The organism is Streptomyces durhamensis, from assembly GCF_000725475.1.
GTDB lineage: Bacteria > Actinomycetota > Actinomycetes > Streptomycetales > Streptomycetaceae > Streptomyces > Streptomyces filipinensis.
In genome coordinates this window covers 320130-342309 of sequence record NZ_JNXR01000004.1, presented here as the reverse complement: position 1 = coordinate 342309, position 22180 = coordinate 320130, and the positions used below count along the sequence as shown (strand labels likewise).

The window sequence follows — 22180 nt, the reverse complement described above, 5'->3', positions numbered from 1 at the left end:
CGGACCGCGGTCCGGCCGTGGACCAACGATCCGGGACCCGGCCGGTGTGTCGCGGTGGTGCCCGGACGGTGCCACGGTATGCACAGGGGAGGGGGTTTCTCGGAAGCCTGATGAAGAAGGCGGTGGCGGCGATGGAACTCCCGCTGGTTGTGGGCGTCGACGGATCGGAGTCCAGCCTGCTGGCGATCGACTGGGCTGTGGACGAGGCGGCACGGCACGGGCTGCCGCTACGTCTGATCCACGCCTCCCTGTGGGAGCGGTACGAGGGAACCCAACCGGCGCTCGGCACCGACCGTCCTGCCGGGACGGACATGGCGCAGCACATCGTCGCTTCCGGCATGGAACGTGCCCAGCTGCGCAATCCCGAGGTGAAGGTGTCGGGCGACGTACTGCACGATGACGCCGTGTCCGTCCTGCTGCGGACGGGGCCCGAGACGTTCGCCCTCGTCACGGGCTCGCGTGGGCGTGGCGAGGTCGCCGGGCTGCTGCTGGGGTCGGTCAGCCTCGCGGTGGCGGCTCGCGCGGTGTGCCCGGTCATCGTGGTCCGTGGTGCGGTTCCGAACCGGCAGGGATCGTTCGACCGGGTCGTGGCGGGGGTGAGCGACTCGACGGGCCGGGTGAGCACCGTACGGTTCGCCCTCCGCGAGGCGGAAAGGCGCGGCTGCGCCCTGACGGCCGTACGGGCCTGGCGGACCCCCGCCCAGGAGCGCGTGGACCATGGGCTGATCGCTGACGACGATCCCCGCCTGTGCGAGGAACGGGCCTCAGCCGGTCTCGACGACGCCCTGCGCGAGGCCACACGGGAAGTCCCGGCCGTCGACATCCATCGCCGGCCGGTCGAGGGTCCCGCCCACCGGGTGCTCCTGCGGGCATCGGCCGAGGCCGACCTCGTCGTCGTCGGCGCTCGCCGTCGGCAGGGACAGTCCGGCCTGCAGCTCGGGAGGGTCGCGCACGCCCTGCTGCACCGGTCGGACTGCCCGGTCGCCGTGGTCCCCGAGCCGGCCTGAGAGCTCATGGGAGGGGCGAGGGACGACCCTGCCGTTGACGGCGTCGGTCACGGTTCCTGCTTGACCGGGAGTTCCAGGCGAAGTCGGTAGCCGCCTTCGGGGGTGGGACCGGAGGTGACGGTCCCGCCGAGGAGGGCGGCGCGCTGGTGCAGGGCGATGAGGCCGTAGTGCGCGCTGGGAAGGGGCAGGGCGGGCCGCGTCGGGGCGGTGTTGCTGATCGTGACGCGGACGGTGTCGCCCTCGAAGCAGGCGCGTACGTCGGCGGTGGCCCCCGGGGCGTGTTTGCGTACGTTGGTCAGCGCTTCCTGGATGGTGCGGTAGACGGCGCGCTGGAGAGTCGGCGGAAGGTCGCCGGGCAGGTCCGTCGTCAGCTCCGTGTCGATGCCGCTGGTGTCGATCAGCCTCCGCAGATCGGTCAGGGACGGCTGGGGGGTGAGTTCCGTGGGCCGGTTGTGCGAGCCGCGCAGCACGTTGACCATGTGCCGTAGTTCGTTCAGTGTCTGCACGCTCAGCCGGCGAATCGTGGCCGCGGCTTGCTTGGCCTCGGCGTCCTGGGTGGCGACCTGCAGGGCTCCGGCCCGCACCGCGATGAGGCTCACCTGGTGGGAGACCACGTCGTGCATCTCGCGGGCCAGCTGTGCGCGCTCCTCGGCCAGGACGGCCTGCGCGCTCAGCCGGCGTTCGTGGTCGCGGGCCTGGGAGATCTCGGTGAGCCGCAGCGACAGGTCACGCCGCGCCTGGACGAGCTGGCCGAGGAAGACCGGGGCGGCGGCCGTCGCCGCGGTGTAGCCGAGTGTGATCAGGGCCGAGGGATTCCACAGATCGAGATGCGGGGACGGCGTCCACCGGGTCATGTCGCTGAGCGTGTACGCCATGGCGCACACGGCCAGGAGCGTGCGGCGCCGGGTGATCGTGGCCAGGGTGTACAGCGCCGCCAGGGAGGCGAAGATCGCGTCGGAGAGGAGGACGGAGGGCAGGGTGAGCAGGAAGGTGAGCAGCGGGAGGCGCCGGCGCAGCAGAAGGAGGCAGGCGGCGGCCAGGGCGACCGCCATGCGCAGTGGCTCGTCCCAGGTGACATGGACGAAGACGTCGAGCAGTGCCGCACCGACGAGGGTGGCATCGCGCAGGGCGGTGGCCAGGGGGCGGGACATCATCCCGGCTCCAGGCTTCGGGGCGGTTTGAGAAGGCCCGCGCGTTCGGCGACCAGCGCCGCCTGGACGCGGCTAGAGACCTCGAGCTTGGTGAGGATGGCGCTCACGTGGTCCTTGACCGTACCGGTGCCCAGGTGCATCCGCGCGGCGATGTCTGCGTTGGACAGTCCCTCGGCGATCAGGACGAGGACGGCACGTTCGCGATCGGTCAGTCGGTCCAGGCTGTGGGGGGCGGGTCCCTGGCCTCCCGCCTCCAGGTATCCGTCCACGACAGCCCTGGTGACCTTGGACGACAGCACGGTGCCGCCGTCGGCCAGGGCGCGCACGAGGAACGGCAGCTCCACCGGGTCGGTGTCCTTGAGCAGGAAGCCCGCCGCTCCGCAGCGCAGGGCCGTGGCCACGTAGTCGTCCATGTCGAACGTCGTGAGCATCGCCACCACAGGAGGCTCCCGCAGCCGGCGCAGATCCGTGAGGACGGAGAGTCCGTCCACGTCCGGCATGCGGATGTCCAGCAGTACGACGTCAGGGTGGGTCTCCTGCGCCGTGCGGACCGCCTCCGCGCCGGGAACGGCCGCCACGACCTCGATGTCGTCCGCGGCGTCCAGGATGCACCGGAAGCCCGTACGGATGAGGGCCTCGTCGTCGACCACCAGTACCCGGACCACGTGTGCTCCCGTTCGCCTTCGGATCACTGTCCGTCGTACCACGCCGGCCGGCGCTCCGCTTCCGCACGCGAGGACTCTCCAGGTGGCGGGGCCTACACCAGCCGGTCGGCGGGGGCGTTTCGGACTCCTGCCGGATGGCTACGGGAGAAGGGTTCGCCAACCCTGAACTACATGGCGCCGAACGTGGCGACCGCCCATGGCCTGCGACGTCGAGCCGGTGGGCACGTCAAGCCGCACGCTGCCGCCGGAGGGACGTCATCGCGACCCGGCGGGCCGGAAAGGAGCGGAGCACCATGACGATCCGCCTGACACTCGTGTGCGCGCGACCCGCAGACACATTCGCGGACGCCGTCTTCGGCCATGCGCTGGACAGCGAGTACGACCCGCGGGGGGCGGGCGCCGCGTCGGCATCGCTTCGCCCGCACTCGTGGGCCGTGCGCTCACCTTCGAGCGGCTCCGCGCTGACCGCTGCGGCCCTGGGCCTTGCGGCCACCTCGGAGCCCGTACTGCGCGACATCGACTACGGCGCGTGGCGCGGCGGCGCGGTGGCCGACATCGTCGCCGCGGACCCGCACGGATACAGTGTCTGGCTCACCGACCCGGATGCGGCGCCGCACGGCGGAGAGACCGTACGCCAGCTCTGCCGCCGGGCCGCGGCCTGGCTCGACGGCCTGCCCGAGGAGACGGACGCTGCCCTGGTCATCGCCGAACCAGCCGTCGTCCGGGCCCTGCTCGTGCATGCCCTGTCCGCACCGGTCCGTGCCTTCTGGACACTCCGGGCGCCGCCGCTGTCCACCGTATGCCTCACCCGGCACGGTGACCGCTGGTACATCCAGTCGGCCGAAACTCCGACCGACCAGGGCGTGGCGTGGCGCGCGCCCCTCCCCCGGCGTCCGCTGTCCGGGCACCGGCGACCGGTGAGTCATCGCGGGACGTACGCCTGCGGTCACAGAGCCGCGTCGTCCGGGGGCGACGGCCCCCAACGGCGGGGAACCGCGGCCTGACGTGATCGCATCCCTGTGACAGCGATGTACGCAACCTGTCACAGGGCTCGTACCGCCAGGCGCCGCCGCTTCGCACGAAGCCCCGTCGGATGGGATGTTTACCGGCCGGAGCGGCCCGAAGGGGGCCGCGGGGAGGGATCGGGGTAAACAACCTTGACGCACCGACGACACCGCGCCGACGACGGCAGAACCGCCGGAACGGCTCGAAGAACCGGCACGGCCGGTGACAGCAGCTCACCGCGGCGCCGCCTTGCGGCGGTGACCGCGACGGCGCTCGCCATGGCCGTACCACTGACACTCGGCGCCGCGGGAGGCGCCGGGGCGGCGGGGGACCCCTCGATCGTCTTCGCCCGCTACACCGCCACCGCGCCCGTCGAAGACCTCTACGCGGTCTCCCCCGGTGGCGGTACGCCCGTCAAACTCACCCACACGGCCGGGGTCAGCGACGTGATGCCCAGCTGGTCCCCGGACGGCAAGCGGGTGGCCTTCGTGCGCTATGGATCCGGTGGCGCGATCGACGGCATCTGGACGATGACGAGCACGGGCAGCGACCTGAAGGCCGTCCCCGGTACGAAGGGCGCCTCCGACCCCGCGTGGTCCCCGGACGGCAAGCGGATCGCCTACGACAAGCCGGTCGGCACCCAGCGCGAGATCTATGTGGCCGACATCGACGGCACCCCCGCCACCCGACTCACCCACACCGCGGCGGACGACCTCCATCCGACATGGTCCCCGGACGGCAAGTATCTGGCGTTCAACCGCGCGGACGCGGGCGGACACAGCAGGGTGATGCGCATCCGGCTCTCCACCCTGGCCCAGACGGCGGTCACGCCCTCCAGCTCCCACGACTGGGCCCCCGACTGGTCGCACAGCGACCGGATCGCCTTCAGCCGCGTGGACTCCTCGGGCTTCGCCCGCCTCTACCTCGTCCGCCCCGACGGCACCGGACTGCACCGGATCACCGCGGCCCGCCTCAACGACAAGAACCCCTCGTGGTCCCCGGACGGCAGCCGCCTGGTCTTCACCAGAGGCGGTGGCGACGACGCGGACCCCGAGCACCTCTTCCTGGTACGGGCCGACGGCACCGGACTGACCCAGCTGACCAAGGCCGACTCCCATGACCTGGAGGCCGACTGGCGCCCGTGAGGCACCCGTCAGCGGCCGGCCTGGCCGGGCTCCGGCAGTGACCTGAGCCGGATTCCCCGCCTTTTCCCGTTGCACGGGCCTCCCTCGTCCGCTGCGGCCTTCACCGACGGCCGCAGCGGACGAACCGCTGGGAGGTGATCAACCCAGGCGGTCAGGCGGTGACACTCGATCTGGAAATGCCGGACACGATCGGTCCCGCACGCGACGGCATGGGACCGTGTTCCACCGGGCCGAAGGCGCTGACCTACGCCGAAGCCGCCGATGAGCTCTCCGACGTCCTCGGCAAGCCGGTGCGCTACGTGGGCCTGCCGGACGCCGAAGCGCGGGCGGCCATGCTGCGGCGCGGGATGCCGGGGTTCTCCGTCGACGCGCTGATGGGAGTTGCCCGCGCTTACCGGACCGGCGGTGCCGAGACCGTCACCCCCACCGTGGCCGACCTCACGGGCCGTGCGCCCATGGGCTTCGCCGATTTCGTGCGCCAGAACCGTCACTTCTTCGACTGACCGTCGCCCTCGTCCGGTCAGTCCCTGACCGCTCGGACGGGATAGGGCGCCGGGGTGACGTCGATTTCCTTCATGTACCCGGAGTACAGCCGGTAGCGGCGCCGTGCCTCGCCATGGCGGCCGGCCTCCGCCAGTCGGCAGACCAGGGCGAGGTGGGTGTCCTCGTCGTAGGGATCGCGCTCCAGCAGTCGGAGCCTGTAGTGGATCTCCGCGTACGTGTCGCGGTTCTCGGCAGCCGCCGCCGCGAGCCTGGCGAGCAGTTCCGCATGGGCCGCCTGGGCTTCTTCCCGTAGCGCCGTGGCCCACTCCGCATAGGGATCGTCCGCCAGGACGTCGCCGCGGTACAGGCCCTCGGCGGCGGTCAGCGCCGCGAAGGCGTGCTCGGCCGACCGCTCGGCGACACCCAGCGCATGGCGTGCGGTGGCCAGGAACTCCTGTACGTCCACCTGCAGCCGGGCGAGGCCCACCACCTCCTTGTCCGCGACGATGAAGTGGTCCTGTGCCATGCGCCGCTGTGGATCCAGGACCAGGCGGAGGATGGACAGGGCCACCGACAGCCGGTTTCCGCACCGGGCCGGATCCTGTTCGGGCCACAGGGCCTCCATCAGCAGTTCGCGCGGTGTGGGCAGGCCCCGTCTGGCGACCAGGAGCTTGAGCAGGTCCCGTGCCTTCTTCGACTGCCACTCCTCGGCCGGGACCGGGCAGCCGTCCCGGACGACCTGGAAGCCGCCCAGCACCCGTACGGTCGCCGACGGACGCAGGCTTGCGGCCGCCCGGTTGAGCAGCCCCGCCGCGTCGCCTGCCCCGGCGCCGACCCCGAACTCGCCCAGCCATGCGGTGGCCTCACGCACCCGTGTCGCGCCGGCGCCCTCCAGTCGCGCCCGCGCGACGGCGATCCGGGCCACGGCGATCGGACGCTGCGCGGTGGCCCACATCGCCTCGGCGTCCCGCAGCAGCCCGTGCCGGGTACCAGGGTCGGCGGCGCACATCGCCTCCAGTTCCAGCACTTCGGCGAACACCGCCCGGCAGCCCTGCGCGCCCGGCTCGTGCGCCGCCTGCCAGGCCGCCTCGACGGCCGCCTCACGGCGCCCGCCCGACAGGGCGATCCAGCCGCCCGCCAGCAGGGCACGGATCCGCGGCGGCCCGGCGCAGCCCTGCGCGGCCCGGGATGCCAGCACCGCCGCCGAGTGGGGTTCGCCGGCCCCTCGGGACACGGCGAGCCCGGTCAGTGCCGAGGACAGCGTCTGACGGTCGCCGGATTGTTCGGTGAGGACCACGGCCTCCTGGTAGGCCGCCCGGGCCGGCCCAAGGTCACCGCGTTCCCGGTGGACGTCGGCGACACCGAGCAGCGCCTGCGCTCCCAGGGCCAGGCCCATGCCGTCCCCGAGCCGGTGGTATTCCATGAGCACACCGGTGAACTCCGCGGCGGCGCGGTCGAGTTCGCCGAGCGCCAGCAGCGCGGCGGCCCGGCGGCACCGCGCCGACAGCACCAGGGGAACCGTGAGGGCGGCGTCACCGTCGGCCACGCCCAGTGCGCTGTCCAGCTCGGCGAGTACCTCGCGGGGCTCCCCCCGCTCGATCCGCTGGTGCGCCGTGCCCGTCACCGCGAGCAGCCGCAGCAGGGGGTCGCCCACCGCACGGGCGGTGTCCTGTGCGCACTGCCGGTGGTGTTCGGCGGCCGCACAGCGGCCGTCCGCGGCCGCCACGACCGAGGCCGTGGTGCGGACCGCCACGCAGGCGTACGGATCACCGCAGCGGTCCAGCGCGTCCACGGTGCGCCGGGCGAGGGCCTGGGCCTGTCGTAGCACGCCCCGGGCGCAGTGGGCGGCGGCGGCCCAGGCCGCCGCCGTGATCTCCTCGGGCGTGTGCAACTCGCCGGAGGCCAGGCGCCGGTGGGCGGCCACGGCCCGTTCCGGTTCGCCGAGCAGCTGGTAGACCGCGACCAGCCGGCCGTCCGTGCCGGCGCGGTCGCGCAACAGGTGTGCGACCGCCGTACATCGTGCCTCCTCCCGGTCGGGTAACCGGTGCCGCGGTGCTGCCGTCTGTGTGGTGGTCATCCCCGCCCCCTCCGCGCCGCCCGCCGCGGCGCTGCCACGCTCACCGCGACCCGGCACCGCCGGACCGCCCCTCGACGAGTGTGCTCGGCCGCGCGCGGGCGGCGAATCCGGGCGCCCTCTGTTCCTGTATGGAGGTTCTCCGCCATCCCGGACGGAGGCATGCGTGCTGTACAGCGCAAAACGGTCAAGCGACACTTGATCCATGGCGGTTGAGGACGCACGGGGCATGCGTGTCCTGGCGGTCAGCGGTGGACTGGGGCTGCTCTACGCCGTTGCGCTCGGGGCCGGGCTCGCGGCCTCGCGGACGCTTCCCTGGGCTCTGGGCGCGGTGCTGCCGTGTTATCTGGCGGGGCTGTCGCTGTGCTGGAAGGCCCCGGGGCATCCGGTCGCGCGACGGTTGCTGGCGGTCGGGTCGTGGGCGGCCCTGGGGCTGGTGGTGCGGTTCACCGTGGCGTTCCTCGGCTCCGCTGCCGGCTGGGTCCCGGGGCCGGCCGTCAGCTGGCCGCTGCTGGTGCTGGCACGGATGGTCGACGTGGTGGCGGCCGTCATGGTCGCCCGACTGCTCGCGCTGCTGCCGGACGGACGCGAGCACCACCCCTACGAACGCGTCGCGCTGCGGTCTCTGTGGCTGCTGCTCGCCGCTCCCCTCGTGGTGATGCTGGTGCCGATGCCCCTGTGGCTGCGGCTGCGGCTGCTGGTCCAGCCGGAGGCGTGGATGCCCGCGGTGGGGGCGGGTCTGATGCTGGTGCGGTCGGTGCTGGACGCACGGCGGCCCGGCGCCCGGAACGCGGGCCGGTGGCGGACGGTCGCGGCGGCGGCCTTCGCCCTGTTCGCCGGACGCGGCTCCATGAGGCTGTTCCGGATGTGGCAGGGAGACGACGGGCCGGCGTACTTCATCGGCTGCGCCCTGGGCGCGTTGCCCTACGTCGTGGTCTCGGCGGGTCTGGTGTACGGGGCGTTCCAGCACCGGTTGCCGGGGCTGGACTTCACCGCCCGGCGCTCCACCGTCTACGGACTGCTCTGGACCATCATCGGCGGATGGTACCTGGGCATGGTCACCGCCCTCGGGCTCACCGCGAGCCAGTACCTGCCCATCAGCGCGGCGGTCCTGGTGGCCGTGAGCGTGACGATGCTGTGCCAGCCCCTGCGCCGACAGGCCAACCGGCTGGCCGCGCGACGTGTGTTCGGGGTGCGCCCCTCCAACTTCGAACTGCTGGTGCAGTTCGGCACGACCCTTGAGCACGCCTACGACCTGACGCTGCTGGCACCTCAGCTCGCGGTCAGCCTGCAGGAGTGGCTGGATCTGCGCTGGGTGCGCGTCGAGTTGGGCACCTCAGGGCCCGGCCGGCTGCCCTCTGCCGGCGGGACGGCGGGTGTGCTGCCCGACGGTGCGGGCTCGTCACGCACCAGGGTGGGGCTCTGCTACGGCGACGACGCTCTCGGCTTCATCGAGTACGGGCCCAAGGACGAGGGCCGGTTCACCCCCGAGGACCGTGACCTCGTGGAGACCCTGGCCCGGCAGGCGGCACTCGCGGTGCACAACGCACGGCTGAACGCCGAACTCTCCATCCGTATCGAGGAGGTGCAGCGTCAGGCCAGCGAGCTCAACGCCTCCCGCACGCGCCTCGTGCAGGCCCAGGACACCGAAAGACGCAGGATCGAACGCCAGCTCCACGACGGGATCCAGCAGGAACTCGTCGCTCTCGTGGCGAAGCTGCGGCTCGCCCGCAACCAGCTGTGCCGCAACGGCGACACGGTGTACACCACCCTCACCGAACTGCAGGACGACGCCTGCCGGGTCATCGACGGGCTGCGCGAGCTCGCCCACGGCATTCATCCCCCCGTGCTGACCGACCAGGGCCTGGCGGCGGCCGTGATGTCCCGGGCCCGCAGGCTGCCGATCCCGGTGACGGTCGAGATCGAGCCGTCCGTGCGTCCGGCGCGCTTCACGCCCGACATCGAGGAGGCGGCGTTCTTCCTGGTGTCGGAGGCGTTCACCAATGTCCTCAAGCATGCCCGGGCGGGCCGCGTGACGGTGCGGATCGGGCGCGCCGGCGGATCGCTGCTGCTGGACGTGAGCGACGACGGGGTGGGGCTGTGCCCGACGACCGGACCGGGCTCGGGACTCACCGGGATGCGGGACCGGATCGAGGCGGTCGGCGGCGAACTGTCCATCATCAGCCGGCCCGGTGACGGGACCACTCTGCGGGCACGTATCACCGAGACGCGACGGGAGACCACCGATGTCTGAACCGATGTCCGGCAGGATGCGCGTGGTCATCGCCGAGGACCACTACCTGGTGCGCGAGGGCACCCGACGCCTGTTGGAGGACACCGGCGAGGTCGTCGTGGTCGCGGCCGTCGGCACGGCGGACGAACTGCTGGACGCGGTGCACCGGTTCCGTCCCGACGCCGTGATCGCCGACATCCGGATGCCTCCCGACCACCACACCGAGGGCATCACCGCCGCCCACGCCATCCGCGCCGCTCACCCCGGCATCGGCGTGGTCGTCCTGTCGCAGCACGCCAACGAGCAGTACGCCTTCGCGCTGTTCCAGCACGGCACCGACGGGCTGGCCTACCTGCTCAAGGAACGCATCGGCGAGCTGGAGGAGCTGCTACGGGCCCTGCGGGAGGTCGCCGCCGGACGTTCTGTGATCGACCCGCGTATCGTGGAGGTCCTGGTGGGCAGTCTCACCCGCACCACGGACGCGCCGTTGTCGCAGCTGACACGCCGGGAGCTCGATGTGTTGCGGCACATGGCCCAGGGCAAGAACAACCGGTCCATCGCGGAGTCCCTGTCACTGTCGGAGTCGACCATCGAGAAGCACGTCAACTCCACCTTCGCCAAGCTGGGCCTGGCGGAGGAGACCCAGTTGCACCGCCGCGTGACCGCGGTGCTCACCTACCTGCGGTACGGCCCCGAACCGGCACCCTGACGGTCCGCCCGCCGGCCGCCGCTCCCGCACACCTGCCCGACATCGACCCGCTGTCCCCGGCCGACGGTGACCTCGGTGCTCCCCACGCGGTGTACGGCCCGGTCCGCACAGGTCAGGGTGTACGCCTCGGTGGGGCCGTGGACGGTGGGCAGCGGTGACCGGAAGTCGACCCGGCCCGTCCAGGCGTCCGGGGTGGCGGGGTCGGCCTGCTGGAAGTCGACCACCACGGCCGTGTACCGGCCGGGCGGCGGGTCGAACATGACGACCTGCTGGGAGTCGGTGTCGCCCACCACCGACTCGCCCACCGTCTTCCCGGCGGGGTCCAGGACGTACAGGTCCCATTCGGTCTGCCGGGACCGCCAGTTGACCGACACGGTCATTCTGCCGTTGTCGGCCCGTGGCGGTCCTTCCACGGTGAAGGGGACCCGGTCCGCCGCCGGGTTCGTGGGGTAGTCGGTGTTCACCGGTGGCAGCGCGGACGGGTGGGCGAGGGGGAGGGCCGGCTGGACGGGGGCCTGCGGCTCCCTTCCGTACCGCCCTGCCACGTAGGGCCGGGTGGAGGGGTTGACCGACCAGGTGAACCGCCCGCCCGGGGCGAGCAGCCTCGAATCGAGCGTGTCGGCCACCTCGAGCGGCGGCCCCTGCGAACCGTCCGGCCGCCGGACCGGTGAGGTGGGGGTCCGGAAGGACTTGTGCAGCCGCAGCCGGTATCCGCGCGGCGCCGTTCCCGTCACTGTGGCGTGCGTCGCCGGGTCGGCGGTGTCGGCGAGCATCTCCAGCAGCGCCGCGCGGTTGCCCCCCTTGCCCGCCCCGGCCGCCGGCGCCGTACCGTTGTACTCGGCCACCACCCCCTCAGCGTAGGGAGGATGGGCTGTTCGCGGGCCGATCTCCAGGGTCAGGCCGAACCCTCCGGTGGCCCAGTACGACCAGTCCTCCGTCATCCCGGTCGCCTCGTACAACTCCCGCGCCGGGATGCTGCGGTAGCCGTTGTGGGAGGCCAGCCGGTCGCTCAGGGCCCGGTACGCCGGTTCGTCCAGCGGCGGCTGGGTGTCGTTGGAACCCGGCGGGCGCACCACGAGGTCGCCATAGGTGTGCAGGGTCACCAGGTCCGTGACCTGCCGGGTGGAGACGAGGGAGCGCACATTGCGGGTCTCGGGCTCGGAGAAGGGCGCCGAGCCGCGGTAGTGGTCGTCGTCCCACAGGGGGGAGGCCCCCGCACCGCCCCAGAAGCCCGCGTAGTTGCGGTTGAGGTCCACTCCGCGCATCCGGCCGGCCGGGTTGGCGGAGCACGGCCCCGTGCGGTACTCCGGCGGCGAGTCCCCGGCCTCGCAGTTCTTGCGCTTGTCCTCGTAGTCGAAGCGGGAGAAGTCGCCCTTGGGTGACGCTGTGCGGGAGACGGCGAAGCCGTCGGGGTCGACCACCGGCACGATGACGCTGCGGGTCCGGCGTACCAGCGCACGGATCCGCGGATCGGTGCGGTAGCCGGAGGTCAGCTCGTACGCCCACTCCATGGCGATCTCCCCGCTGGGCCACTCGGAGGCGTGATGCAGGCCGAGGGTGAGCATCACCGGCTTGCCGTCCTCGGTCCGGGCCGGGTCGGTGGCCACTTCCACCCCGGACACCTCCCGTCCCTCGGCGGTGAGGTAGGGCAGTGTGATCGACGTGACCAGGGATGGATGGGTACGGGCGAGCTCCTTCAACTCGTACTGATAGTCGTACAGTTGCCGATACGCGGTGCGGCCGGAGGGCAGCGCGGAGGGGGGCGTCGGCGGGGTGGCAGCAGGGCGAGCGGGGGCGGGCTGCCCCTGCCCGGGCACGACCTCGACATCCAGCGACACCGTACGGGCCCGTCCGGAATAGCGGCAGCCCTGCACCACCAGCCGCTGCCCTCGGGTGACGGTGCCCTCGGCCAGCTCCCGGCTGTGCGGCCCGGAGGAGGCGTCGACCAGGGTCCCGCCGGCCTTGTCGAACACGGCCAGGTCCCAGTCTCCGGTCGCGTCGCCCCGTGGTGTCAGCCGCGCCCGCAGCACACCGTCCGCCGGCGACGTCACCTCGCGCACCGAGACTCCCGGGGCGCCCGGGCCAAGGACGGCCGAGTGACAGGGGCGGGGCACGGCCCGGTCGGTGGAGAGCACGGCACGGTCAAGGGAGGAAGGTCCGGACGCCGGCGTGGGCGGCGGTGCCAGCAGTGCGGCCAGGACGACGGCCCCCGCCGGGGCGGCGAAGAGCGGCCTCAGTGCCCTGCCGTGGGCCCGGCGTGTCCGCATGGTGTGCCCTTCCCGGTGCCTGGTCGGTGGTGTGGGTCGGTCACCGCCCCCGTCGGAGCGAGGGCGGTGACCTGGTTGCCGGCCGCAGCCGTCAGAAGGTGCTGCAGCACGAGCACCGCGTCGGCTCGGGCCAGGCGCCGCTCTCGGGCTCCTCCTGCTCCAGAACCTGCAGGGCGTTCACGTCGAACTCCATTGCCATTCACCTCCTTTCGTCATCGCGGGTGGTCGGCCGGTGCGGGAGCGGCATGGGCCGCCTCCGCACCGGAGTCCTCGGGTCCGGCTGCCGTCAGCGACCGCGGCAGCCACATCCGCGGGCCGCCGTGCGCGAGGCGCGTCAGGAAGGCGACCACTCCGGAGAGCCCGGTGTTGAAGTCGGCCCACACGGCCGTGCCCGTGTCGTCGGGGACGACCATGCGCCCGTCCCGTACGACATGGCGGGCATGGATGCCCGCCGCGAGCTCCTCGGCCCAGCCCCGGTATGTGCCGTCACCGGTGGCCTGAGCGAGGTCGAGCAGGAACTCGCCGTCGCCGGCGAGGCCGTGGCACTGGGTGGGCCCTTCGTGCCAGCGGGTGCGGCGCACGGCCACGGCCGCCTGCCGTGCCACCGTCAGAAGACCCTCGTCGCCGGTCTCCTGCCAGGCGTGCAGCAGGAACGTGGCCGCCCCCGAGGAGCCGCTGCACCAGTGGGTCTTGCGCGGGCTGCCCGGCTCCCCGGTCCGCCAGTACGCCGCCCCGTCCTCCGCCTCGGCCACGCCCAGCAGCGTGCGGGAGGCCTCGACGGCCAGCTCGGCGTACGCGGCCGTGCCGGTGGCCCGTGCGGCCGCCAGGAGAAAGGCGCCGACCCCCGCCACGCCGTGCGCGAACCCGTAGTGGGCGAGGTCGTCGGAGCCTGTCAGAACCTCCCGGGGAATGGGCCACAGCAACAGCCCGTCCCGGCGCAGCGCCATGGCCGCCACCGCGTCGGCCGCCCGCCGCGCCCGGTCCAGGAACCGCGGCTCCCCGGTGGCCTCCCAGAACCGCAGCTGGGTCAGCCCGGCCCCGGCCACACCGTGGCAGACATCCGGCACGGGTCCCTCCAGCGGCGTCCCCTCCGCCAGGTCCATGGCGTGTGCCAGCAGCGACGTGTCCTCCAGCAGCCCGGCCGCGTCCAGCAGCGCCCAGGCGGTACCGGACCGCCCGTAGAAAAGCCCCGGCAGACGACGCGGTTCGCGCCCCACCAGCCCGCTGATCCAGTCCGCCGCCGCGCGCACCGCCGCACCCAGGGCCGGCTGCGGTTCGAGCCGATGGGCGTGGACCAGGACGCCGAGCACTCCTGCGGCGCCGTGCTGGACGTTGAACGGGTCCGACGCGGTGCCGACGGGGCCGGAGGGCCACAACCGGTCGGAGCGCCGTGGGTCCATGGTGGCGAGCAGATGATCGAGACCGTCCGTGACGAGCTGCTTGAGCTCGCCCTCCCCGATGGACCGTGACACCGGAGCCGGACCGGACGGCGCCCGTGCGGCGTCCGCCTCGCGCAACCGGTGCAGCACCTCGTCCAGGGCGGGACGTGCCGCGGGGTCGTCGTCCAGCAACGACCGTACGAGCGGGGCGAGGCGACGCGCGGCCGGGTTGCCCTCCGACAACCGTCCCAGCCAGGAGCCCAGCCGCTCCTTCTCCGCGCCGACGCCGCCGTCACCGGGGGCGAGGAGCGGATCGACTCCGGTGGCCAGATAGAACAGGGTGGCGCCGAGGCTGTACAGGTCGGACTCGATCCCGGGCGCGAGATCGATGCGTGCCGCGTTCACCTGCTCGGCCGCCGCGTACCCCGGGGTGTGGACGCGCAGCACGGGTTCTCCCGGCCGGGCGAGCGTCTCCAGGTCGACCAGCCGCAGGATTCCCTCGTCGGTGACCATCACGTTGTTGGGGTTGAAGTCCCGCAGGACCCAGCCCCTGTGGTGAACCGCACGCATCATCTCGGCCAGCCGGCGGGCCGTGGCGAGCGCCTCGTCAGGGTCGGGTCCCCATGCGTCGCCGTCGTCGAGGACCAGCCGGTCGAGCACCCAGCGGCGCAGTGTGACACCGGCGACGGCCTCCTGGACCAGGAACAGGTCGCCCTGTTGCTCGAAGAGGGCCACCGGGCGCGGGGTGAAGCCGCTGTCGGCGAAGTCCTCCAGCATCCTCGCCTCGTGACGCCGCAGATCGCGGGCGTCACCCCCGGCGAGCGTGGCCGCCGCGTGACGGCGCGCCTGCTTGATGACGACCGCGCCCCCGGTGTCCTGGTCCACGGCCCGGTAGACACCTCCGGCGTAGGCGTGCCGGATCACCGCGCGCACCAGGAACCGCCCGTGGAGCAGCACCGGCGCGGGCTCGGGCGGTTCGGTGCCCCGTTCGGGCGCGAACGGATCGCGCGGGGCCCACGGCGGCGGAGCGAACCAGGGCCGGCGGCTGTCGCGGACGAGCGTACCGTCCGGGGCGATGAGCATCGCGGCGCGCATCCCGTCGCCGTCCAGCGTGCTCACCCCGCTGAAGACGCCGTACCGGTAGTGCACCAGGCTGTGCGGGAAGCACGGACGGTCGGACAGGATGCCCGGCCCGGGCAGCCCCAGGGTTGTCCGGTGCAGCTCGCCGGCCAGGTCCCGCAGCCAGTCGTCGTCGCCTTCCGGGTAGACGGTGAGGAACTTCCCGCCGCCGCCGCGCTCGTAGTGCCGGGAGATCAGTTCGCCCGCACGCTCAAGGGTCCCGGCGAACTTGAACCGGCAGCCACGGCGTACCAGCACCTCGGCGGCACGCGACAGCACGACGGGGGCCGACAGCGGCGTCGCCGAGATGTGCAGCTTCCAGCCCTGTGCCTGTTGTGGCTCGCGCGGCGGGGAGACGTAGCACCAGAAGTCCCCGGCCCGTACCCGCCACCCGCCGAGAGGGCCCGCGTCACCGTCCCCGGCGCGTGCGAGCACCGCTGTGACGACGTCGAACAGCACCGTGTCCTGGTTCATGTCACCTGCCTCCGTTCGAGCCGACGGGACGCACGGTCAGGTCGGGGCGGCGAGCGAAGCGGGCGCGGTCGGCGTCCGTTCCGAAGCGGTGGTCCATGAGCCGTACCGCTTCCGCCCAGTCGGCCATGGTGCGGACCGCGGACAGCGTGCGGGCCACGAACGGGTCGTCCCACCGCTGCAGAGCCCGCCGCCAGAGCACGTCCACCGGCTCATCGAGGACGTTGCCGACCGTGCCCTCGTACACGGGCATCGCCCGCACCTCGCCGTCCGGCTCCACCTGGATGACCTGGAAGCCCAGCCCACGCGCCACCTGGTCGGGAGCCATCCGCAGTTCGAGGTTGTCCGAGGTGAGCACCAGCACGCCCGGCGGCGCGAGAGCGGCCAGACGCGTCCGCTCCTGCTCACTGCCCAGCCGGCGCACCTGCTCGTCGTCCGGCAGTTCCCGCTCGACGAATCCGGGCCGGCTGGCGAGCCCGGCGGGAATCACCGCCTGGAACGACAGGATCCGCATCTCGGGGAAGCGCGGGGCGATCCGGGTGCAGAACGCGTCGAGGTGGTCGGCGTTGCTGCGCACGACGACGCACTCGGTGCCGAACTGAAGCGGTTTCAGCCCTTGTCCACGGCGCGCACGGGAGACCTCGTCCAGCAGTTCCAGCGTGCGCAGGGCCCGGTCGAACGATCCCGCCCTGCCCCGGATCGCGTCGTGCACCTCGGCGTTCGGTCCGTCGAGGCTGACCACGAAGCGGTAGCACACGTCCGCGAGCCGTTCCACCATGGCCCGGGTGACCGGCCAGCCCCCTGTGTAGAGGAGCACCTTGATGCCGCTGTCGGTGAACCGTCGGGCGACCTCGTCGATCCAGGGCACCATCAGCGGCTCGCCGCCGCCGAGCGACACCACGCCGGGGCGCAGCGCGACGATCGCGTCGGTGATCCGCAGCATCCGGTCACGGTCCGCCTGCCGGGTGGGGCGCCGGCCCGACTCGGAGTAGCAGTGCGTACACCGCAGCGGGCACGCGTAGGTGATGTCCCAGATGACATCCCGGGGACCGTCACCCGTCTGTGCCGTTCGGTCCATCGTCGCCTCCGGCGTTGCTGTTCCTGCCTTGGCACCATCCTGGCCGGGGGTCTGTCGGTGGCCTTAGGCCCGTCTTGCGGTCGCCGGTCACCGTCGGCCGGCCGGCTTGCGAGGTGTGGCACCGGCCGCGTCAAGCGGGCGTATGCCCTCCATGTCGAGCGTGGGCCGCCTCAGTCCGCCGACGCTGAAGCCCCGCAGTCACGCCCGGCGCAGGTTGAGCCACGCCGACGGCGCATGACCGGCTCGTGCTCCGTGATCGGTGATTTCGCGAACGAGCGAGCCGCCAGAGCAGCGGTCTCGGGCGGGTGACGTCGCCATGAGGCGCGGTGGGCCAGCGCCGGCAAGCCCGGAGTTTGCTGTCTGAAAGCGTGCCGTATCGTATCGGCCCATGTGGCCAGGAGAGCAGTCGTCGGGGGGCGGGCAGAATCCGCAGCAGCCCCCGGTCGGACACCAGTCGAACCCGTACCAGCAGCCTGGCCCCGGCCCGTTCCAGCCGAACTCCTACGGGCAGCCTCAGCCCTGGCAGTTGCCCACCCAGCCCGGCGGCCAGGCACCCGTGCCGCCGCCGGCGGGCGGCCGCCGGAACCGGGGCGGACTCGTCGCCGTCATCACCGCGGCGGCCGTCGTGCTCGCGGCCGGCGTCACCGGATTCCTCGTGCTCGGGGGGAACAAGCGGGACGATCCCGCCCCGAAGCCGACCGACACCGCGTCGCCTTCGCAGAGTTCCGCCAACCCCAGGGGAGCCGACACCCGGACCGCCACGATCAAGGGCTGGCAGGTCGTGACGAATCCGACCCAGGGAATCGCCTTCGACATCCCGCCCCGATGGGAGATCCAGTCGGCCGACTGGGTCACCTATGTCTCCAAGGACGGCGATCCGAACGACAAGCCGCTCATCGCGATACGCAACGTCGCGATGCTCCAGAAGAAGTGGTGCTCCTCGGATGACGACCGGAACGGCACGCTGCAGGACACACCCCTGGCCCAGGTGGGCACGAGGGGCAACAACGGTTACCGGAGCACCCGGGAGATAGCCGGTTCCGACCCCAAGACCTGGGTGTACGGCGGGTACACCCAGCCGGACAGGTCGAAGGCGAAGACCGGCACCGTCGAGGCGTTCACCACCAACTCGGGCCTCAAGGGCACTCTTGGCACCGCGTGGTCCGTGGGTGTGAAGAAGTCGAAGAAGTGCACCACGGACGGCAAGGCATGGACCTTCGCCTTCAAGAACAGTGCGGGAGATCTCGTCTCCTGGTCGTTCTTCGGCGCCAAGAACGTGCCCGCCGAGGTCCCGGACGCGACCGTACGGAAGATCGCCGGCACGGTACGGCTCTACAAGGCGCCGTCCGACTCCTGAGGCCAGGTGCCAGGCGCGGGAGGCCTCCGGCCGAAGCCGAACACGCGCTTCACCTGGAGCACGGGGGGGTCTGCGCCGCGGGCCGGACAACAGCCGGGCGCGCCCTCTCCTTGACGTTGGCCTGCGTGCGCATCCGCTGAACCCGTCCCACCGAAGCGGGCGCCCCTCCTCCTCTACGGCAGGCCGGCGCGGTTCGCCATCACGTGCAGCGCCTCGGCCAGCGCCTTCCGTTGCTTCTCCGTCAGCCCGGCCATGACCTCCTCGTCCAGGGTCCGCGCCATGGACGCGCAGCGGTCCAGCAGGCGTTGCCCCTCCTCGGTGAGTGTCAGCACCTGCCGTCGGCGGTCCCGCGGATCCCGGACCCGCTGAACCGCGCCGAGATCCTCCAGGTGGTCGGCCAGCGACACCATCAGACTCGGCGCGACGCCCATGCGCGCAGCCAGTTCCTGCTGGGACGCCACGGCAGCATGACCGAGCGCGGCCATCAGGCCGACGTGCTTGGGTTTGAGGCCCAGCCCCTCGATCTCCCGTGTGAACCGGTCGGTGACCACCGTGCCGAGAGTGCCCAGCCTGAACACCACGGTCGAGGTCAGGCCCGAGGCATCGCCGGCCGTCGCACCCATAGCTTCGCTCATGCCGAGAATGATAGCCTCTCAAAACCATTCACGATCAGAATGATTCATGGGGAGATGAAACTATGAGCTCGTCCACCGCCCAGATCCTCCTCATCGCCGCCAACAGTCTCGCCTCCCTCGCCTCGGCCGGCTTCTGCGTCGCCGGAATGATCAGTCCCGGCCTCGCACTGCCCGCAGGCACGGCCGTCAACGGGGGCACGCATCTCTACGCGAACGCCTACGGAGCCCGGGCGATCCCCCTCGCCGCCGTCACCCTCGCCCTGTTCGCCATGGGCGACCCATCTGCCGTCGCCCCCGTTCTCGCCATCGCCGGCCTGGCCCAGCTGGGCGACTCCGCGATCGGTGTACAGCAGCGCAACAAGGGCATGGCCGTCTCCGCCGGCCTCCTCGCCTTCCTTCATCTCGCGACGGCCTGGTCCTACGCCAAGGGGGCTTGAGCGAGCGTCAGCGACGCGTGAGACGGCGTCGCAGGTTCGTTCGTCGTCTGGGCGCCATAGGAGATAGCCGCTCCCCTGGCCGCCCTGCCCTCGGCAGAGCTACCGAGGACCCAGGCCTTGACATCGGCCTTTCCCTCAAAGAGGCAGGTCCTGGCCCTGCCGCCGCTCGGCAGTCGGGCGTCGGCGCCGTGGGCTGCGGGCGGCGTCACCGCCGGGCGTCAGGGCGCGACGCAGTGGAAAGGCCGTGAGCAGCACGAAGATGCCGAAGAGGGTGATCGGCAGCAGCCCGACCGGCCGTAGGTATGCCGCAGGATGCGCCAGCACGGCTCTCCATCCGGTGCCCCAGTTGCCGACCAGGTCCGCGAGCATCACCGGGGCAGCGAGCAGCGGTCCACCCGGGCGGGCCCGAACGATCAACAGGGCGACCAGCGGATCCAGCAGCAGGAGCGCGTGGAAGAGCAGTTGGATGAGCAGGGGCGCGTAGCTGTAGGCATGCAGGCCGCCGGCCACCAGACAGTACGCGTGCCAGCCTGTCCCTTCAAGGAACCCGATCACGTACGCCGCCGCCACACACCGGACCCATACCGGACGATCCCCCCATCGCATGAGAGTCACCCTATAGGGATCCCGACCCGCGGTGGTGCCTGCAGGAACAGACGGCGATGCAACCATGCGGCTCGGCCAGGTGTCCCCCATGGTGAAAGTACTGTCCCCTTACAGAAAGATCGGGGGGCGACATGCAACATCCCTCTCGCCGTGCGGTCGTCGCCGCCGGCCTCCTTCTCACCGCCGCCTGTGCCACGATTCCCGCCTCGGCCGCCGCCCGGACCGGGGGCACCGGGCAGGCCCCGGCGACCACGCTCGTCGTCGACGCCCGGTGGGGCGGGCACTGCACCTTCGACCGGCTCGTCATCGACGTCCGGGGCGCCCTGCCCTCCGTCACCGTGAACCCGGTCAAGGAACTGCGCTACGACCCCTCCGGGAAGCGGGTCCCCCTTCCCGGCGAGCACTTCCTCCAGATCAGGCTGTCTCCAGCCGCCGCGCACAACACGGCGGGAAAGCCGGTCTATCAAGGACCCCGGCTGGCGAAGATCCGTCTTCCCCAGCTCAGGGGCCTCGCCCTGACCGGTGACTTCGAGGGCGTGGTCGGCTTCGGGGCCGCCTTCCACGCCAAGCCCGACTACCACACCTTCAGGCTCCACTCCCCCGGGCGTTTCGTCCTGGACGTCCGGCACGCCAACCGTTGTCCCTGATCCCAGCGTCGGTCGTGGTCGCGTTCGAGGTACACCGGGAGCGCGACCACACCGCCGTCCGGTGCGCTCGTCCACGGGCCCGCACGCGTCCCGGCCGGTCCTTCAGACCGGGCTCGAAGGGTTCACCGCCGTCGAGGACCGGGGCGGCCAGGTCCCCGATGAGAGGATGCCGAGCACATAGGCTCGGGCGACCAGCGCCGGACGGGTCGCTGCGTCGAGGAGAACGCGCAGCCGGCTGAGGTGGTAGTCCAGGGTCTGCCGTGAGAGGTGCAGCGTCGCCGCGATGTCCGCGTTGCTGTGCCCGGCCGCCAGCAGGGCGAGGATGCGCACCTGGGCCGCTGTGAGGTCCGGACGGTGCTGGTGGCGCAGGCCGAGGTGGGTGCCTACGACCCAGACGCCGGACACACCGCGGGTCCTGCCGCACACCGTGCTCAGATGGAGGCTGACCCGGCGCTGCCAGCCCTCCTGGTCGACGAGTACCGCACAGGTGCGGGCACTCCGGCGCCGGCCGCCGATCAGGTCGTCCCAGATCCGGTGCAGCGTGCTCCGTTCGGGGGTCTCCGCGAGCAGAGTGTCGGCGGGCAGGCCTATCAGGTCCGAGAGGCGGACGCGCAGGACATCGGCGACCGCGGTACCGGCCTCGCTCACCCGTCCGTCCGGGGTCAGCCGCAGGCACAGCAGTCCGCTGTGGTCGCGCAGGGCCTGTAAGTCGGCCTCGGCCTGGTGTCGTTGGTCCAGCACCCGGGTGTAGTCGGTGACGTCGACGTAGATGCCCGCGACGCAGCGTGCCGCGCCCCAGCGGACGGGGAAGCGGTAGCCCGCCGCGTGCCCGGGGCACCCGTCGACGCGCCGGTAGGTGAGGCTGTGCCGTACGGGCCGGTCACGGGTGAGGACCTCCTGGTCCAGGGCGAGGAACCGGGTGATGTCACCGGCTTCGTCGACTTCGGCGAGGTGGCGGCCGATCACGGCGTCGCGTGTGGTGCCGTACAGGTGGGCATAGGCGTGGTTGGCCCATACGTAGCGGCCTGCGGCGTCGCGCACGAAGGCCGCGGCCGGGGCCAGGTCGGCGAACGTGGCGTAAGGGTCGTCTTCCGGCCGGTCGTCCACCTCGATCGCCACGCCTCTGCTCCCGTGCCGGCCCGGTCCGTCCCCGACGTCGGGCCAGTGCACATCGAAGGTCCGGCCTTCGAAGCACGTGCGGTAGGGGCCGTAGCCGGGTGCTCCGGACACGCCGCCCCCGTCCGCGAGGAGGGCGTCGAGGAAGCGGCGGGTGGTGTGCTGGTCGTCGAACGCGGCACCCCCGCTGTCGACCACGCTCATGCCGCTGTCGGCTTCCCACCAGGACACCGCGAGGGGCGCGAGCAGTGCCTTGAAATCAGCCTCGTCCACGGTCCAACTCCTTCAACCCTGCACCAACATCACTTTGGGTGATACCTCATGCGTATCCCGTAGCGGATGGGGCATGCGAGGGGGCAGTCGCTGCGCTGCCGCGCCGGCGGGGCTAGCGCACGGCCGGACCTGCCCATGGCGTCAACCGGCGGGAGCAGTAAGGCATTTGCCTGAGTGGTTCGCGGATCTCGGCGTCTTGGAGGCGGGACGGTGCTGGTTCGCTTGAGGGAGACGGCGTGACGGTGGTCGATGTACTGACGCAGCCGCGGACCACGGACGGGCAGCGACCCCGGCCCGTCCGATGACATCAAAGGAGTTGGAGT

The 22180-nt window shown here is 72.1% G+C and carries 19 protein-coding genes; 9 read left to right on the top strand and 10 right to left on the bottom strand.

Features of this window, described 5'->3' with window-relative positions:
* Positions 1 to 131 precede the first annotated feature (131 nt).
* On the top strand, positions 132 to 1007 hold the full coding sequence (locus IO33_RS0107575) for a universal stress protein (RefSeq protein WP_031161678.1): 876 nt from the start codon (positions 132 to 134) through the stop codon (positions 1005 to 1007).
* Positions 1008 to 1054: 47 nt separating this feature from the next.
* On the opposite strand, the gene IO33_RS0107570 is transcribed toward IO33_RS0107575, so the two are convergent.
* Together IO33_RS0107570 and IO33_RS0107565 are read right to left on the bottom strand one after the other, a co-directional pair.
* Positions 1055 to 2161 (bottom strand): sensor histidine kinase, encoded by a 1107-nt coding sequence (locus IO33_RS0107570; protein WP_031161677.1) that lies wholly within the window; start codon positions 2159 to 2161, stop codon positions 1055 to 1057.
* Positions 2158 to 2823 carry a response regulator gene (locus IO33_RS0107565; protein ID WP_031161675.1) on the bottom strand — a complete coding sequence of 222 codons (666 nt, stop codon included), beginning with the start codon at positions 2821 to 2823 and terminating at the stop codon, positions 2158 to 2160. Before IO33_RS0107565 ends, IO33_RS0107570 begins: the two co-directional genes overlap by 4 nt.
* A gap of 293 nt (positions 2824 to 3116) precedes the next feature.
* On the opposite strand from IO33_RS0107565, the gene IO33_RS0107560 reads away from it, so the two are divergent.
* The 3 genes from IO33_RS0107560 (at position 3117) to IO33_RS0107550 (ending at position 5476) form a co-directional block, all read left to right on the top strand.
* Positions 3117 to 3827, top strand: coding sequence for a histidine phosphatase family protein (locus IO33_RS0107560; RefSeq protein WP_063765744.1), 711 nt, complete (start codon positions 3117 to 3119; stop codon positions 3825 to 3827).
* Between the two features lie 258 nt (positions 3828 to 4085).
* Positions 4086 to 4973: a PD40 domain-containing protein gene (locus IO33_RS0107555; protein WP_031161670.1), complete on the top strand. Its 888-nt coding sequence runs from the start codon at positions 4086 to 4088 to the stop codon at positions 4971 to 4973.
* A 134-nt stretch (positions 4974 to 5107) separates the two neighbouring features.
* Positions 5108 to 5476 (top strand): Rossmann-fold NAD(P)-binding domain-containing protein, encoded by a 369-nt coding sequence (locus IO33_RS0107550; protein ID WP_157857818.1) that lies wholly within the window; start codon positions 5108 to 5110, stop codon positions 5474 to 5476.
* Between the two features lie 17 nt (positions 5477 to 5493).
* Here the strand turns inward: IO33_RS0107550 and IO33_RS0107545 are convergent, their stop codons facing one another.
* On the bottom strand, positions 5494 to 7533 hold the full coding sequence (locus IO33_RS0107545) for an AfsR/SARP family transcriptional regulator (protein ID WP_157857817.1): 2040 nt from the start codon (positions 7531 to 7533) through the stop codon (positions 5494 to 5496).
* Between the two features lie 202 nt (positions 7534 to 7735).
* Between IO33_RS0107545 and IO33_RS45845 the strand changes: the two genes are divergently transcribed.
* Positions 7736 to 9784, top strand: coding sequence for a GAF domain-containing sensor histidine kinase (locus IO33_RS45845; protein WP_157857816.1), 2049 nt, complete (start codon positions 7736 to 7738; stop codon positions 9782 to 9784).
* Positions 9777 to 10472: a response regulator gene (locus IO33_RS0107535; RefSeq protein WP_229854108.1), complete on the top strand. Its 696-nt coding sequence runs from the start codon at positions 9777 to 9779 to the stop codon at positions 10470 to 10472. The genes IO33_RS45845 and IO33_RS0107535 overlap by 8 nt, the downstream gene beginning before the upstream one ends.
* Here IO33_RS0107535 and IO33_RS0107530 read toward each other — a convergent pair.
* From IO33_RS0107530 to IO33_RS0107515, 4 genes are all read right to left on the bottom strand, one after another.
* A complete protein-coding gene (locus IO33_RS0107530; RefSeq protein WP_078963380.1) occupies positions 10439 to 12739 on the bottom strand; it encodes a M14 family zinc carboxypeptidase in 2301 nt (766 codons plus the stop codon). The two genes, IO33_RS0107535 and IO33_RS0107530, sit on opposite strands and share 34 nt — an antisense overlap.
* Before the next feature lie 91 nt (positions 12740 to 12830).
* The gene (locus tag IO33_RS51675; protein WP_191873955.1) at positions 12831 to 12932 is read right to left on the bottom strand and encodes an ALQxL family class IV lanthipeptide; all 102 of its coding nucleotides are present in this window, start codon (positions 12930 to 12932) and stop codon (positions 12831 to 12833) included.
* Between the two features lie 19 nt (positions 12933 to 12951).
* The gene (lanL, locus tag IO33_RS0107520; protein WP_051926513.1) at positions 12952 to 15711 is read right to left on the bottom strand and encodes a class IV lanthionine synthetase LanL; all 2760 of its coding nucleotides are present in this window, start codon (positions 15709 to 15711) and stop codon (positions 12952 to 12954) included.
* A gap of 1 nt (position 15712) precedes the next feature.
* Positions 15713 to 16786, bottom strand: coding sequence for a radical SAM protein (locus IO33_RS0107515; RefSeq protein WP_051926510.1), 1074 nt, complete (start codon positions 16784 to 16786; stop codon positions 15713 to 15715).
* A 388-nt stretch (positions 16787 to 17174) separates the two neighbouring features.
* Here IO33_RS0107515 and IO33_RS0107510 point away from each other — a divergent pair, with 388 nt between their 5' ends.
* The gene (locus IO33_RS0107510) at positions 17175 to 18143 is read left to right on the top strand and encodes a DUF8017 domain-containing protein (RefSeq protein WP_031161649.1); all 969 of its coding nucleotides are present in this window, start codon (positions 17175 to 17177) and stop codon (positions 18141 to 18143) included.
* Positions 18144 to 18316: 173 nt separating this feature from the next.
* On the opposite strand, the gene IO33_RS0107505 is transcribed toward IO33_RS0107510, so the two are convergent.
* On the bottom strand, positions 18317 to 18778 hold the full coding sequence (locus IO33_RS0107505; RefSeq protein ID WP_051926508.1) for a MarR family winged helix-turn-helix transcriptional regulator: 462 nt from the start codon (positions 18776 to 18778) through the stop codon (positions 18317 to 18319).
* Between the two features lie 62 nt (positions 18779 to 18840).
* Here IO33_RS0107505 and IO33_RS43950 point away from each other — a divergent pair, with 62 nt between their 5' ends.
* The gene (locus IO33_RS43950; RefSeq protein ID WP_037685017.1) at positions 18841 to 19215 is read left to right on the top strand and encodes a DUF4267 domain-containing protein; all 375 of its coding nucleotides are present in this window, start codon (positions 18841 to 18843) and stop codon (positions 19213 to 19215) included.
* 135 nt (positions 19216 to 19350) lie between these two features.
* Here IO33_RS43950 and IO33_RS0107495 read toward each other — a convergent pair whose 3' ends face one another.
* On the bottom strand, positions 19351 to 19821 hold the full coding sequence (locus IO33_RS0107495) for a hypothetical protein (RefSeq protein WP_031161643.1): 471 nt from the start codon (positions 19819 to 19821) through the stop codon (positions 19351 to 19353).
* 131 nt (positions 19822 to 19952) lie between these two features.
* On the opposite strand from IO33_RS0107495, the gene IO33_RS0107490 reads away from it, so the two are divergent.
* On the top strand, positions 19953 to 20468 hold the full coding sequence (locus IO33_RS0107490) for an AMIN-like domain-containing (lipo)protein (protein ID WP_031161641.1): 516 nt from the start codon (positions 19953 to 19955) through the stop codon (positions 20466 to 20468).
* A gap of 102 nt (positions 20469 to 20570) precedes the next feature.
* On the opposite strand, the gene IO33_RS0107485 is transcribed toward IO33_RS0107490, so the two are convergent.
* Positions 20571 to 21857 carry a PAS domain-containing protein gene (locus IO33_RS0107485; protein WP_031161639.1) on the bottom strand — a complete coding sequence of 429 codons (1287 nt, stop codon included), beginning with the start codon at positions 21855 to 21857 and terminating at the stop codon, positions 20571 to 20573.
* Between the last annotated feature and the right edge of the window lie 323 nt (positions 21858 to 22180).